We start from the raw sequence: 12,494 nt of genomic DNA on the forward strand, positions 1-12,494 counted from the left end.
GCAGACGAAATCCTCGCCTCCGTCAGACGCTTCTGCCAAAAAACAATGAACCGAACTTCGGATTCAGGTGACTAGGTCACACACTCATAAACTGCTGGCGGTAGCTGCAAGGTTCTGATTCAAGCTTCTTGAAGGGAGCGCCGCCGACATGCTCGATACGCTCGGCTGTGGCGACGTGCTGCTCGCCGATCGCGCCTACGACAGTGATGCCTTGCGCCTCGATATGGCCGCGCGCGGTGCATGGGCCGACATCAAGCCGATGCCCCGCCGCAAACGCCGCCCGCCGTTCAGCGCCTTCCTCTATCGCTACCGCAACCTCGTCGAACGCTTCTTCAGCAAACTCAAGCACTTCCGTGCCGTCGCCACCCGCCTCGAAAAGCACAGCGAAAACTACCTTGCTCTCGTCAAACTCGCTTCAGCCAAAATCTGGATGCGCTTTACGAGTCGGTGAGCTAGAAAGGCCCATCGGACGCTCGGAGAGGCGTTCAGACAGGAGCCCGACCATGATCAAGATGAGCGTCTACTATCCGGCCGATGGCGGCTCGAAGTTCGATCACGACTACTACCGCACTCGCCACATGCCACTGATCCAGGAACGGCTCAGCGATGCCTGCCTGCGCTACGAGGTCGATAAAGGCCTTGCGGGTCGCGAACCTGGAAGCGCGCCGGAGTTCGTCGCGGCGTGCCACATCTACTCGCCGACCCTGGAGATATTCCAGGAGGCGTTCGGTCCTCACCGCGCGGAGATCGTCGCGGACGTCGCCAACTATACGGACATCGCACCCATCGTGCAGATCAGCGAAATCGTTGGAGGGTAGGGGGCTTCGGCGCGTCAGGCGTAGCCGTGGAACTTTCCGGGATCGGCGTAGTGCCGGCGCACCTGATCCATGGTGACGTAGCCGGTGCCGAACCGGTCGACGATCGGGAACATGTGGTTGCCGTTGAAGCGAAAACTACCTTGCTCTCGTCAAAACTCGCTTCAGCCAAAAGCTGGATGCGCTTTATGAGTCGGTGACCTAGTCACCTGAATCCGAAGTTCGGTTCATTGTTTTTTGGCAGAAGCGTCTGACGGAGGCGAGGATTTCGTCNTAGTCACCTGAATCCGAAGTTCGGTTCATTGTTTTTTGGCAGAAGCGTCTGACGGAGGCGAGGATTTCGTCTGCGGATTTGACCCATTTGTAGGGCTTGGGGTTTTCGTTGTGGGCCTTGATGAAGGCGGCGATGTCGGCTTCGAGTTCCGCCGTGGATCGATGGACGCCGCGTTGCAACTGCTTGCGCGTCAGCTCGGCAAACCACCGTTCGACCTGATTGATCCAGGACGCCGATGTTGGTGTGAAGTGAACATGCCAATGGGGTCGGCGCGCCAGCCAGGCCTTGATCTTCGGTGTTTTGTGGGTGGCATAGTTGTCCATCACGAGGTGTACGTCCGGTCCCTCGGGCATCACGGCGTCGATCCGCTTGAGAAAGTCGAGGAACTCGGTTGCCCGGTGACGTTTGTAGCATTTGCCGATCACGGCACCGGTGGCCACATCGAGCGCCGCGAACAGGGAGGTCGTGCCATTGCGGACATAGGTATGAGTGCGCCGCTCAGGCACGCCTGGCACCATGGGCAGGACGGGCTGCTCGCGATCCAGCGCCTGAATTTGCGATTTTTCGTCGACGCACAGCACGACCGCCCGGTTCGGTGGTGACATGTAGAGGCCGACAATATCCTGAACCTTGTCGACGAACAGAGGATCGCTCGACAGCTTGAACGTCTCAGACCGGTGCGGTTGCAGTCCAAACGCGGCCCAGATCCGGCGGATGGTGGTATGCGATAGCCCGGTCTCGGCTGCCATGGAGCGGATCGACCAATGGGTGGCGTCCTTCGGAGTGGTGTTCAGCGTGCGCTCGATCACCCGAGCCACCTGCGCATCCGATACCGTTCGTGGTCGGCCAGTACGATATTCGTCGGTCAGCCCTTCAATGCCATCCTGAACGAACCGCCGCCGCCATTTGCCGACCGTGTGCTCGTGGACACCGAGGCGTTCGGCAACTTCCTTGCTCTGCAGCCCCTCTGCACACAAAAGGACCATTCGGCATCGATCCGACAGTGAACGCGGCGCTTTGTGCCGCCGAACCTGCGCTTCGAGAAAAGCTCGGTCCTCGCCGCTCAACACGACCAAATCCGCCGGTCTGCCAACCATCACTAACCCTCCTGCCGTTCCAACAGAAGCAATATATAATGAGGCTTACTTCAGTTCCAGGTGACTAGTTACAGCCAGCATCATCTTTGATAACGGTTTTCCTGAAAAAAGGCAGGGGGCACTGGTGGATCGAGCGCAAGCCAAAGTGTGTCGACGATACGATGTGCTTCTCACACCTCCTGCGTCTTCGTCAAGGCTAGGAATTTCCGCGAGTGCGCTGCGCGGTGAACAGCCATTAAATGGTCTGAGGCATTCACCTGACGTGGGGATCAGTGGATGGTTCATTTGGGGTGGGCAAGAGTTTTCGACAGACCCGAAATTCTTCAACCCGATGCATGTCTCCCATTTGCAAGAACGTTGCCCCGCCGTGCTGCCGTACTTGGGTCTGCCGCCCGGTTGGCGCTTCTTGATTGCGCCCGACTACGAGGATGTGGTTCGACAGTGGCCTCCTCGACCTTGACTGACAGGCCCTTGCGGATGTTGGACAGCTCGCGGCGGCCCATAGCTCACGCTAGCAAGTCCGTGTAGTCTCGCGGCGAATCGCCACGGACACTGAAATGGCTCCGCTTACGCCGTCACCTAAGATCAAGCTTTCAAGATTGCGCGACATCGGTTGGTCCTCTTGGGACCCAATTGGCCTTCTGTCTGCGGGAACAAGATGGGATGAAGACGACAACCGATCATTCGCGGATGAATACGACAGCTATTTAATCGAAGCAGCCGGACGGCTGCGACGAGGCGCATCTGATGCTGACGTCGTTGATTTCCTCATGAGTATTGAAGCTGATCACATGGGCTTGGGGGAACAGCCCGACGCCCGCGCGAGGGCTCAATCAGTCGTGGCTGCGATCCGCGCGGACGATCAGCTTTGGACTTATCCCGATAAGTAAGCGCCGAATGCGCACGATGTTTGTCTCTGAAATAATGGCCGCTCATGGCGGCGCGAAGCGGAAGCGGCTCCTTGGCAGCTTCCGTACCGAGGCAGTCATCTGGTCGATGTGTAAATAAACAAAAGACCGAGTGTCCCCATCCCGAAAGAAAGCCAAACCAATTGTTTGCGTGGGACTTCGTGGATCGATTTGTATCGAGAGATGGCGGGGCCATAAGAGACCCCACATTGCGAATATGATGAGAAACGGGATAGCTTCGTCAAAGCTTTCGACCACTCCGCGTCTCCTGGTCCCGCAATGAATTCGATCTCGGCCAGCCGATACTGCTGTAAAAAAATTAATCCACGATTATTGACCGCAACTGGCGCATTTGCGTCATGACGGCCGTCGGCCCGAAGCGGACGAGACGCCCTCATGGATCAAAGCCAGTTCGACACGAGCAGAGGGAGAGCTAAGGCCATCCCGACCGGCGTCGCCATTCCGAACAGAAGGAAAAAAGCAACCGACGCAACACCCCAACTCCACCAGAAGATACGAAACCTCCCTGTCGTAAGCCCCGTTGCGCAGAGGGCCAAGGTGAGCAAGAAAAAGGTTAAACCAACTGCAAATCCTCTGATCCCGAACACCATCAGGACATGAGGAATGATCCCTACCAACATGGCTGTCGCAACAAGAGCTGGGGCCCTCGCAGACAGTTTTTGCATTGCATTGCCTTCTGGCATGGCGGTGGTCATCCCCAATGAAACGCACATTCGCGTGCGAGTTGCAGCCACTCTTTCTGAAAAGTGTTAATGTCCGATGTTGGCGCGATACGGCCGAAAACGACTATCGCTAACCCTTACGGATGGAATACCTCGGAAAGCTATTCCATCTCCGACACTTACCGCTATCGAGTTTTCAACGAACTCGCTTTAGCGACCATCGCCAGTTTCGGCAGTAACAGTTTTCGCCGCTAGGGTAGGAGGGATTTTCTGCCTGGCCTCTATCCGAGGTGGGCATCAATATCGTGCTCCGCCGCTGCACCTGAGCGAGGACTGATCAAGAGGGCGACGGAGCTACCCCGCCAAGGGGGCTTCCATGAAGATGAGATGCTTGCGCAGTTCAGGAGGTGCTTCGTAGTAGGGCGCGATCTCCTGGAACCCGAGAGAGCGGTAGAGGCTTAGCGCCTCATCGTGGTTGCGGCCGGTATCCAGCCGCATGGTGGTGTAGCCCCGCTCAGCAGCCACGCGCACGATGCTCTCGGCGAGACGGCGGCCCAGCCCTAAGCCTCGGCCATCAGGGCTGATGAACATGCGCTTCATCTCGCATGTGTGTTCGTCGATCCGCTGCATCATCACGCAGCCGACCACGTTTCCGTTCAGGCGGGCGACAAGAATCTCCCCATCTGGAGCCGAGTGGAGCCTCGGCAGGCTGTCCAGGAGTGCGGCCCATGCTTCTGGCGTGTAGTAGCGGTCGACGAACCAAGCGTTCTCCCCGTAGCGCGACCGACACCAGTCGATGAAGCCGTTGCACAAGGCTCGAATCGCAGTGAAGTCGTCAGGTCTGGCTGGGCCGATCTCCGAGTTCTGTTCCACCTCTGCGCCCCCACTCACGAATTCTGCTTTTGGTCTGGTGGTTTTTGCTTCCTAATGCCGCAAATTACTCGGCGCTTTTCAAGAGCGCAATGGCTTCTGTTTGGCGCGAAGCGGAAGCGGTCTTTAACGCTTGTGACGAATCATCAGGCCCGCTAGCTTCCGCTGTACAGGCTTGGCCCGCGCCTCCTCCCTCCTTTCGGGGAAGTATCGCACATACGGGGTGACATCATCATCATCGAACCATCTGTTCGAGCATCGCATAAGGAGGGGTTGCGTTTCTGGCTCGGAACGGAGGTCCTTTGATGAAACTTTCTGCCCCCATCTTCCAATTGAAACGCCGAGCCAAGCTCATGGCTCGGAATAGTAACGTCCCGCTGCACGAAGCCCTGGATCAAATTGCGCGAGAGGAGGGGTTCGCAAGATGGAGCCTGCTTTCCTCTCAAATCGCAACGGGGTCACTGTCCAAAACAATACTATCCCGACTGGATGATGGTGATCTGCTATTGATGGCCGGTCGGCCGGGACATGGCAAAACCACGCTGGGACTTCAGCTTTTGCTCGACGCTGCCCGAGACGAGAGAAAAGCGGTATTATTCACGTTAGAATTTACCGAGCAGCAGGCACGGAAACACCTTCAGTCTGTGGATGAAGGCTCTCACGGCGTTGGCGACAGTCTGGAAATCGTGACGTCGGATGAAATCAGCGCAGATTACATCATTCGCTATTTGTCGGGATCGAGGCCAGGAACGGTCGCCGTTATCGACTACCTGCAGATACTCGACCAGCAGCGAAGCAAGCCCGCACTTTCGGATCAGGTTCTCGCTCTTGGAGATTTCGCCAGAAAAACTGGTGTTGTTCTTGGGTTCATCTCACAGATTGATCGGTCGTTTGATCCAGAGAGCAAACGCCTGCCGGATATCCGCGACATTCGTCTACCCAATCTCGTCGATCTAGGGCTCTTCACCAAAGCCTGCTTCCTGCACAACGGCGAGGCCCAGCTTCAAGACGTGGCCTAACGTGCTCGATTACCGCGATGCCGCAGACTGGTCGCGGCAGTCGATCTTGCAATGACTGGTGTTGGCGCGAAGCCGCCGAAGGGTTCGTCTGCAGTCGGCCCACAGCGGCCATAGGGCGCGCGTTGCGCGGGCAATGGGTGAAGACCCCATTTGCGAAGATGCGTCGGAGGTGTCCAGACACACCTCCTCGATGTGCCCTCCAGCGGCATTTCGGACGAAAGAGACTATGCCTTGCCCAGATGCTTCGGCCAGAATTCCTGATGGACTTTGGCGGCATCGTCTTCGAGGTTCGTCGGACCAATCACAGTGACGTTGCGCGCGCCCGTTTGCAACACCGCCCGGCTCGGCACGTTCAACCCGATCCCAGCGATCTCGCCAAGCCGCGTTTCGGAGCACGCAAACACCATACGCCCGATGCCCGACCAATAAATCGCCCCGGAGCACATCGCGCACGGCTCCGTGCTGGTGTAGAGCGTGCAGTCACCGAGAAAAGCAGAGTCGTAGTGCTGCGCCGCCAGTCTTACCAGGTTCATCTCGGCGTGGTTCGTCATATCGTGGCCGGTGAAGACGCTGTTTTCGGCACGAAGGATTATTTCGCCGTCCTTCACAAGCACCGAGCCAAATGGTTCGTCGCCGCCTTCCATCGCGGATTTTGAGAGCGCAATCGCCTCGCGCAAAAACGGCTCATGGTTTTCCATCGGCGTCCCCCCCAACACTAGAGCGTGATGATCTTGTCTTGAATCGAAGAGATTTCCAAGGGCTGCCAATCAGATTCAAGATGCTGGCAGGGGGAAGGAGGCCGATATGGATGTCTCCTATTGTGAAGGGTTTCGGATGCCGGCTATCCACGTGTTGGCCTGGCGCCGGGCCGGCGTCCGAAAGCCGAAGCTCGGTGCGCCCACCGACTGCTAGCCTTCCCGCGTCGATTCCCGCTAATATTGGCCAATTGGAAGGCTTGGGAAAGGCTCTATCGTTTCGTCAAGCTGCACCCACTTATGTTTCGATTGTTCGAATACTGACATGGCAGGCGGCGCGAAGGCCGGCTCGGCAAATGAACCTACCGCCACCCCGATCCAGGACGGCGAAACATCAGCCTTCCAATAGACGGTCGAGCCGCAAATGGGACAAAAATGCATTCGGACCTTGCGACCGCTGTCGCCAGTACGAATGAATTCTGTCGACGTTCCAAATATTTCGACACAGTCAATCGAGTGGAACGCATTAGCGCTGAATGGCGCACCAGTCCTTCGCTGGCAAGCGAAACAGTGACACAGCGCAGTCAGTTGTGGTGGTTCGCTAAACATCAGTCTAAGAGCGCCGCAGGCGCATTGGGCAGTGGCCATGGAAACTCCTCCCGCTTGCACGGTGAGATTACGCTGGATTGAGGGCTGAAGCGCAGGCCCGAACCGCAATTCTTTGCGGTGGGCGACGCGAAGGGGCTGAGACCTGATACAATTTCAGGCTCACAGAAGCTCGAATGTAGATCGCGCAAATGCCGAAGTCTAGAGGAAACCCATCTGACCGCTTAGGGCGCGACACCAGCCGGACCGCGGCAATTGCGGTCATCGCGTGATTGGGGCAGGATGCCGTCCCTAAATGTGGAGCAGGATTGAACCTACGCTCATGCTGACGGGCTCATGTCATTGCGGCAAGGCGAGCTGGACGCTCGAAGGTGATCCCGGCTCGATCACGGCGTGCAACTGCACGCTCTGCCGACGCTACGGCGCTCTATGGGCCTATGATTACGAAGGAGAGCGTATCGCGGTCACCGGGCAGACTGCCTCCTACACCCGCGCAGGCAGGGATAAGTCGTCTCTCGAAATATTGTTCTGCCCATCCTGCGCGTGTGTATTGAGCTGGCGCGGCTTACGGCTTCAAGAGGATGGCCGACGGCGCATGGCTGTAAACTTGCGGCTTGCGCCGCCGGATCTCGTTCATGATCTGCCTATTGATCATTTCGACGGCCTCGACACGTTTGAAGACCTTCCTTCCAAAGGGCGCTGTGTGCGCGATCTTTGGTTTTAAGAGCATGCCGCGTGACTGCTTGGGGCCGATACTGTTAAACAACCCCCAAATCGGCGTTCGCCAAAAAACGAGGTTCGCGGGACCTACTTTGCAGGCTCGACGAGTGGTTGGCCTTTGCGGACGATGTAGGTTGCCAACTCCGATGCTTTGCCCCTACCGACATTCTTTGCCGAGTGAACCACGCCTGATGGAATGAACAAGGATTGCCCGGCCGCAAGTATGACCGGCTCTCGGCCTTGGAGCTCGTATTGCAGCGTTCCCTCGAGGACATAAGCAACCTCCTCGCCGGGGTGGAAATGCCTTGCGGCCAGAGCGCCTGGTGCGAAGTCAACGCGGACCTGCACGACTTGGTGACCGGGTATATCGACATCGTTCTTCAGCAGATCGGTGCGTTGCAATGGCTGCTCAGCCAGCGCCACGCTGAGAGGAGATAAGCTTCCCGCGAAAGCAAGGGCAAGCGCGATAGCATGGATAGTTTTCATTTCGTCATCCTTCGTAAAATTAGGCCATTCTCGGCCCTATGGGTCACATTGGGATTTCACACGAAATTTGAACCAGGGATGTGTCCCGAAACCTCATTTTTGTATCCGCGTGTATCTATGGCAGCACCGGTGGCCATTGCTCCGGCACAAGGTGAAAACATCGTTCCCCCCGCGTCGAAAACTGCAAGCAGACGCTTTGCGAGCGTCGTGAAGATCTCGGGCGTGATAGGATCCTGCGGCTCCACGAGATGAGAGCATTTCGCCCCGCTGGCTGGGGATTGGTGCCCACTCGCAGGTGAGACAAGGGACCTTTCATGAGCCAGATCGATAACGGCATGCGCGAAAGTCCCCCTAATCGCCGTCCCAGCATTCTCTACGTTTAGAACGGTGTCGTTGCTCGAGCGAACTCGCGCGCGCCTCCCCTCCGTCCAACGAACGAAGTGGAACTGGACATGAAGACCCTGAACCAACTTGAAATGTCCCGCCGGGACTTACTTATCTCGTCGGCCGCGACTGTCGCGGTCACCGGGGCCGCCGGGAAGGCGGTGGCACAGTCCGCGGGTAATGAAATGGCCTATACATCGAAGGTTTCATTCACGGTCAACGGCGAGAGCCGCGACCTCGACGTAGACAACCGGACGACGCTGCTCGACGCGTTGCGCGAGCATCTTCATCTGACGGGCACGAAGAAGGGATGCGATCACGGCCAGTGCGGCGCGTGCACGGTCATGGTCGACGGCCATCGCATCAATTCCTGCCTGACGCTGGCCGTCATGCACGAGGGTGACGAGATCACGACGATTGAAGGTCTCGGAAAGCCAGGCGATCTCCACCCGATGCAGGCGGCCTTCGTCAAGCACGACGGATTCCAATGCGGCTACTGCACGCCCGGACAAATCTGTTCGTCCGTGGCGGTGCTGGAAGAGATCAAGGCGAACATCCCGAGCCACGTCACTGGCGACCTAACCGCACAGACGGCCGTCACGCCGGCCGAAATCCGCGAGCGCATGAGCGGCAACATTTGTCGTTGCGGCGCTTATTCCAACATTCTCGACGCCATCGTCGAAGTCGCGGAGACAAAAGCATGAGAGCCTTCACCTACGAGCGTGCCTCGTCCGTCGAGGCCGCGGCCAAGGCGGCCGCCTCCAATCCGGACGCGAAGTTCATCGCCGGCGGTACCAACCTTCTCGACCTCATGAAGCTCGAGATCGAGACGCCGACGCATCTGATAGACGTCAACGACCTCGGCCTGGACAAGATCGAAGCCACCCCGGAGGGCGGGCTGCGCATCGGAGCGCTTGTCCGCAATACCGAGCTCGCCGCACGCGAAACAGTCCGTCGAGATTACGCGCTGCTCTCCCGAGCGCTCGTCGCCGGCGCATCCGGCCAACTCCGCAACAGGGCGACGACGGCGGGAAACCTCCTGCAGCGCACGCGCTGTCCCTATTTCTACGATACCAATCAGCCGTGCAACAAGCGGCAGCCAGGCACCGGCTGTTCGGCCATCGGCGGCTTCAGCCGCCAGCACGCTGTCGTCGGCACGAGCGACGCCTGCATAGCCACCCATCCGAGCGACATGGCGATCGCCATGCGGACGCTGGATGCCGTGGTCGAAACGTTGAAGGGGGACGGCAGCCGGCGTTCCATCCCCATCGCCGATTTCCACCGTCTGCCGGGCGATACGCCGCATATTGAGACCGTCTTGGAAAGCGGCGAGTTCATCACGGCGGTCATTCTCCCGCCGCCGATCGGGGGGCGCCACATCTACAGGAAGGTCCGCGATCGCGCCTCCTACGCCTTCGCGCTCGTCTCCGTCGGCGCCGTCATCCAACCGGATGGAACCGGACGGGTCGCCGTCGGTGGAGTTGCCCACAAGCCTTGGCGTGTCGAGGCGGCCGAAGCCGCTCTTGCGAAAGGTACGCGCGCCGCCGCCGGTATCCTTCTCGCGGACGCACGTCCTACCGAACAGAACCGTTTCAAGGTTGACCTGGTCGAGCGCACGCTCGCCGCGGTCATCGCCGAAGCCAGGGGGTGAGCCATGCAGTTCGATACGCCAGCGACAACCAACCCAATCGACCAGCTCAAAGTGGTCGGCCGCCCCATCCCCCGCATCGACGGCCAGCTCAAGACCACAGGCCGGGCCATGTACGCATACGAGTGGCATGACCCGACCACACCCTATGCCTATGGCTACCCGGTCGGAGCCGCGATTGCCAAGGGACGCATTAAGTCAATGGACGTCTCCGCTGCCAAGAAGGCGCCGGGCGTACTTGCCGTTGTGAGCGCGCCTGAAGTCGGCGAGCGGAAGAAGGGCAGGTTCAACACTGCCAAGCTCTTCGGCGGCGATGAGGTCCAGCACTACCACCAGGCGATCGCCGTCGTCGTGGCCGAAACCTTTGAACAAGCCCGCGCCGCCGCAGCGCTGGTCAAGGTCGACTATGCCGAAGAGAAGGGCGTCTTCGATCTCAGGGAGGCGATGGATTCGGCGGTGAAGCCGGACGAGTCGCAGCAGCCGGACTCAGCCGCCGGCGATTTCGAAGCAGCCTTCAGGACGGCTCCGATCACCCTGGACGAGACTTACACGACGCCGGACCAGTCCCACGCGATGATGGAGCCGCATGCTTCCATCGCCGCCTGGAACGACGAGGAGCTGACGGTCTGGACGTCCAGCCAGATGATCGACTGGTGGCGGTCGGATCTCGCGACGACCCTCGATATCGACAAGCAGAAGATCCACCTGATGTCGCCTTTCATTGGTGGCGGCTTCGGGGGGAAGCTGTTCCTGCGGGCCGACGCCGTCCTTGCCGCTTTTGGAGCAAAGGCTGCGAAACGACCCGTGAAGGTGGCGCTGCCGCGTCCGCTCATGATGAACAACACGACCCACCGGCCGGCGACCATCCAGCGCATCCGCATCGGAGCGGAACGCGACGGCAAGATTACCGCGATCGCTCATGAAAGCTGGTCGGGCGACCTTCCGGGCGGCGGTCTGGAGACGGCCGTCAACCAGACAAGGCTGCTTTACGCCGGTGCGAACCGCATGACGGCAATGCGGCTGGCAACGCTCCACCTCCCCGAGGGTAATGCCATGCGCGCTCCGGGGGAGGCGCCGGGGTTGATGGCGCTGGAGGTCGCTATTGACGAGATGGCCGAGAAACTCGGCATCAATCCGGTCGAGTTCAGGATCATCAACGACACCCAGGTCGACCCCGAGAAGCCTGAGCGGCCGTTCTCACACCGCGATCTCGTCGGATGCATGAAGCTCGGCTCTGAGCGCTTCGGGTGGAGCGCAAGAGGAAGACCGGGGTCGAAGCGCGAGGGCGACTGGTTGATCGGCATGGGCGTCGCGGCCGCCTTCCGCAATAATCTCCTTCTTCCCTCCGGAGCTCGCGTCCGCCTCGATCGGGAAGGGGTCGTTACCGTTGAAACAGACATGACCGACATCGGAACGGGAAGCTACACCATCATCGCGCAGACCGCGGCCGAGATGATGGGCGTCACCGTCGACAAGGTTGGCGTCCATCTCGGGGACTCCCGTTTCCCGATTTCTGCCGGTTCCGGCGGGCAGTTCGGCGGCAACTGTTCGACAGCGGGCGTCTACGCAGCCTGCGTCAAGCTCAGGGAAGCCGTCGCACAGAAACTTGGTTTCAATTCCGAGGACGTCGTCTTCGAAAACGGCGAGGTCCGTTCGGGCAACCGCTCAGTGCCGCTTGCTGAGGCGGCGGGTCCTGACGGTCTTATGGGCGAGGATACGATCCAATGGGGCGAGCTCTCCGAAACGCACCAGCAGTCGACCTTCGGAGCGCACTTCGTGGAGGTGGCCGTCGACGTCGCCACGGGCGAGAGCCGCATCCGCCGGATGCTCGCCGTCTGCGCGGCAGGGCGCATCCTCAACCCGATCACGGCGCGCAGCCAGGTTATCGGCGCGATGACAATGGGCGCGGGCGGCGCCTTGTCCGAGGAGCTTGCGGTAGATATCCGCCGCGGCCTCTTCGTCAATCATGACCTCGCAGGCTATGAGGTGCCGGTGCATGCAGATATCCCCCATCAGGAGGTGATTTTCATGGACGAGACGGATCCGATGTCGTCCCCGATGAAGGCTAAGGGCGTCGGCGAGCTCGGCCTGTGCGGTGTCTCCGCCGCGATCGCCAACGCCATCTATAACGCGACCGGCGTCAGGGTCCGGCACTATCCGATCACGCTCGACAAGTTAATCGGCGGCCTTCCGGACGTCGCTTGAAGCCAAGACGGCGGTCTCCGCAGGCCGCCGTCAACTCCAAAGGACCCGCCGCGAAGCAGATCTTCCCTCCAAACTTGCTACCAA

The 12,494-nt window shown here is 59.4% G+C and carries 14 protein-coding genes and 2 pseudogenes; 10 read left to right on the top strand and 6 right to left on the bottom strand.

Going from position 1 to position 12,494, the window contains the following annotated elements; all coding sequences use genetic code 11:
• Positions 1-136 precede the first annotated feature (136 nt).
• Positions 137-451: pseudogene (locus BN1800_RS23230) on the top strand (transposase); the annotation flags it as partial.
• Positions 452-503: 52 nt separating this feature from the next.
• Positions 504-818 carry an EthD family reductase gene (locus BN1800_RS23235; RefSeq protein WP_087001346.1) on the top strand — a complete coding sequence of 105 codons (315 nt, stop codon included), beginning with the start codon at positions 504-506 and terminating at the stop codon, positions 816-818.
• A gap of 198 nt (positions 819-1,016) precedes the next feature.
• Here BN1800_RS23235 and BN1800_RS23240 read toward each other — a convergent pair whose 3' ends face one another.
• Positions 1,017-2,186, bottom strand: coding sequence for an IS630 family transposase (locus BN1800_RS23240; protein ID WP_425299058.1), 1,170 nt, complete (start codon positions 2,184-2,186; stop codon positions 1,017-1,019).
• A 145-nt stretch (positions 2,187-2,331) separates the two neighbouring features.
• Here BN1800_RS23240 and BN1800_RS44005 point away from each other — a divergent pair, with 145 nt between their 5' ends.
• The 3 genes from BN1800_RS44005 to BN1800_RS40515 all read left to right on the top strand — a co-directional run bounded on the left by BN1800_RS44005 (position 2,332) and on the right by BN1800_RS40515 (position 3,715).
• Positions 2,332-2,646 (top strand): immunity protein Imm33 domain-containing protein, encoded by a 315-nt coding sequence (locus BN1800_RS44005; protein ID WP_425299059.1) that lies wholly within the window; start codon positions 2,332-2,334, stop codon positions 2,644-2,646.
• Positions 2,647-2,743: 97 nt separating this feature from the next.
• A complete protein-coding gene (locus tag BN1800_RS23245; protein WP_087001347.1) occupies positions 2,744-3,076 on the top strand; it encodes a hypothetical protein in 333 nt (110 codons plus the stop codon).
• A gap of 414 nt (positions 3,077-3,490) precedes the next feature.
• The gene (locus BN1800_RS40515) at positions 3,491-3,715 is read left to right on the top strand and encodes a hypothetical protein (RefSeq protein WP_132567587.1); all 225 of its coding nucleotides are present in this window, start codon (positions 3,491-3,493) and stop codon (positions 3,713-3,715) included.
• Between the two features lie 416 nt (positions 3,716-4,131).
• Here the strand turns inward: BN1800_RS40515 and BN1800_RS23255 are convergent, their stop codons facing one another.
• The gene (locus BN1800_RS23255) at positions 4,132-4,668 is read right to left on the bottom strand and encodes a GNAT family N-acetyltransferase (protein WP_244564610.1); all 537 of its coding nucleotides are present in this window, start codon (positions 4,666-4,668) and stop codon (positions 4,132-4,134) included.
• A gap of 284 nt (positions 4,669-4,952) precedes the next feature.
• On the opposite strand from BN1800_RS23255, the gene BN1800_RS23260 reads away from it, so the two are divergent.
• Positions 4,953-5,666, top strand: coding sequence for a DNA helicase (locus tag BN1800_RS23260; protein ID WP_087001349.1), 714 nt, complete (start codon positions 4,953-4,955; stop codon positions 5,664-5,666).
• Between the two features lie 224 nt (positions 5,667-5,890).
• Here the strand turns inward: BN1800_RS23260 and BN1800_RS23265 are convergent, their stop codons facing one another.
• Positions 5,891-6,364: a nucleoside deaminase gene (locus tag BN1800_RS23265; RefSeq protein WP_087001350.1), complete on the bottom strand. Its 474-nt coding sequence runs from the start codon at positions 6,362-6,364 to the stop codon at positions 5,891-5,893.
• 234 nt (positions 6,365-6,598) lie between these two features.
• Complete coding sequence (locus BN1800_RS23270; RefSeq protein ID WP_087001351.1) at positions 6,599-7,009, bottom strand: GFA family protein; 411 nt, start codon at positions 7,007-7,009, stop codon at positions 6,599-6,601.
• Between the two features lie 280 nt (positions 7,010-7,289).
• Here BN1800_RS23270 and BN1800_RS23275 point away from each other — a divergent pair, with 280 nt between their 5' ends.
• Positions 7,290-7,691, top strand: a complete 402-nt coding sequence (locus tag BN1800_RS23275) for a GFA family protein (RefSeq protein ID WP_087001352.1) — start codon at positions 7,290-7,292, stop codon at positions 7,689-7,691.
• A gap of 83 nt (positions 7,692-7,774) precedes the next feature.
• Here BN1800_RS23275 and BN1800_RS23280 read toward each other — a convergent pair whose 3' ends face one another.
• Both BN1800_RS23280 and BN1800_RS42690 read right to left on the bottom strand, forming a co-directional pair.
• Positions 7,775-8,173 (bottom strand): cupin domain-containing protein, encoded by a 399-nt coding sequence (locus tag BN1800_RS23280; protein ID WP_087001353.1) that lies wholly within the window; start codon positions 8,171-8,173, stop codon positions 7,775-7,777.
• A gap of 131 nt (positions 8,174-8,304) precedes the next feature.
• Positions 8,305-8,473, bottom strand: a pseudogene (locus tag BN1800_RS42690) (adenylate cyclase); the annotation flags it as partial.
• Positions 8,474-8,625: 152 nt separating this feature from the next.
• Between BN1800_RS42690 and paoA the strand changes: the two are divergent.
• Genes paoA through paoC form a run of 3 tightly spaced genes read left to right on the top strand, consistent with a single transcriptional unit; the run spans position 8,626 to position 12,410 of the window.
• Entirely contained in the window at positions 8,626-9,261 is a 636-nt protein-coding gene (gene paoA / locus BN1800_RS23285) for an aldehyde dehydrogenase iron-sulfur subunit PaoA (RefSeq protein WP_087001354.1), read from the top strand.
• On the top strand, positions 9,258-10,208 hold the full coding sequence (locus BN1800_RS23290) for an FAD binding domain-containing protein (protein WP_087001355.1): 951 nt from the start codon (positions 9,258-9,260) through the stop codon (positions 10,206-10,208). The genes paoA and BN1800_RS23290 overlap by 4 nt, the downstream gene beginning before the upstream one ends.
• A gap of 3 nt (positions 10,209-10,211) precedes the next feature.
• Entirely contained in the window at positions 10,212-12,410 is a 2,199-nt protein-coding gene (gene paoC / locus BN1800_RS23295) for an aldehyde oxidoreductase molybdenum-binding subunit PaoC (protein WP_087001356.1), read from the top strand.
• Positions 12,411-12,494 lie beyond the last annotated feature (84 nt).

Source organism: Rhizobium sullae (assembly GCF_900169785.1).
GTDB classification, from domain to species: Bacteria; Pseudomonadota; Alphaproteobacteria; order Rhizobiales; family Rhizobiaceae; genus Rhizobium; species Rhizobium sullae.

Coding starts and splice junctions, on each gene's coding strand:
- BN1800_RS23280 (WP_087001353.1), bottom strand. CDS start 8,173: ATGAAAACTATCCATGCTATCGCGCTTGCCCTTGCTTTCGCGGGAAGC.
- BN1800_RS23275 (WP_087001352.1), top strand. CDS start 7,290: ATGCTGACGGGCTCATGTCATTGCGGCAAGGCGAGCTGGACGCTCGAA.
- BN1800_RS23265 (WP_087001350.1), bottom strand. CDS start 6,364: ATGGAAAACCATGAGCCGTTTTTGCGCGAGGCGATTGCGCTCTCAAAA.
- BN1800_RS23270 (WP_087001351.1), bottom strand. CDS start 7,009: ATGGCCACTGCCCAATGCGCCTGCGGCGCTCTTAGACTGATGTTTAGC.
- BN1800_RS40515 (WP_132567587.1), top strand. CDS start 3,491: ATGGATCAAAGCCAGTTCGACACGAGCAGAGGGAGAGCTAAGGCCATC.
- BN1800_RS23245 (WP_087001347.1), top strand. CDS start 2,744: ATGGCTCCGCTTACGCCGTCACCTAAGATCAAGCTTTCAAGATTGCGC.
- BN1800_RS23260 (WP_087001349.1), top strand. CDS start 4,953: ATGAAACTTTCTGCCCCCATCTTCCAATTGAAACGCCGAGCCAAGCTC.
- BN1800_RS23290 (WP_087001355.1), top strand. CDS start 9,258: ATGAGAGCCTTCACCTACGAGCGTGCCTCGTCCGTCGAGGCCGCGGCC.
- BN1800_RS23235 (WP_087001346.1), top strand. CDS start 504: ATGATCAAGATGAGCGTCTACTATCCGGCCGATGGCGGCTCGAAGTTC.
- paoA (WP_087001354.1), top strand. CDS start 8,626: ATGAAGACCCTGAACCAACTTGAAATGTCCCGCCGGGACTTACTTATC.
- paoC (WP_087001356.1), top strand. CDS start 10,212: ATGCAGTTCGATACGCCAGCGACAACCAACCCAATCGACCAGCTCAAA.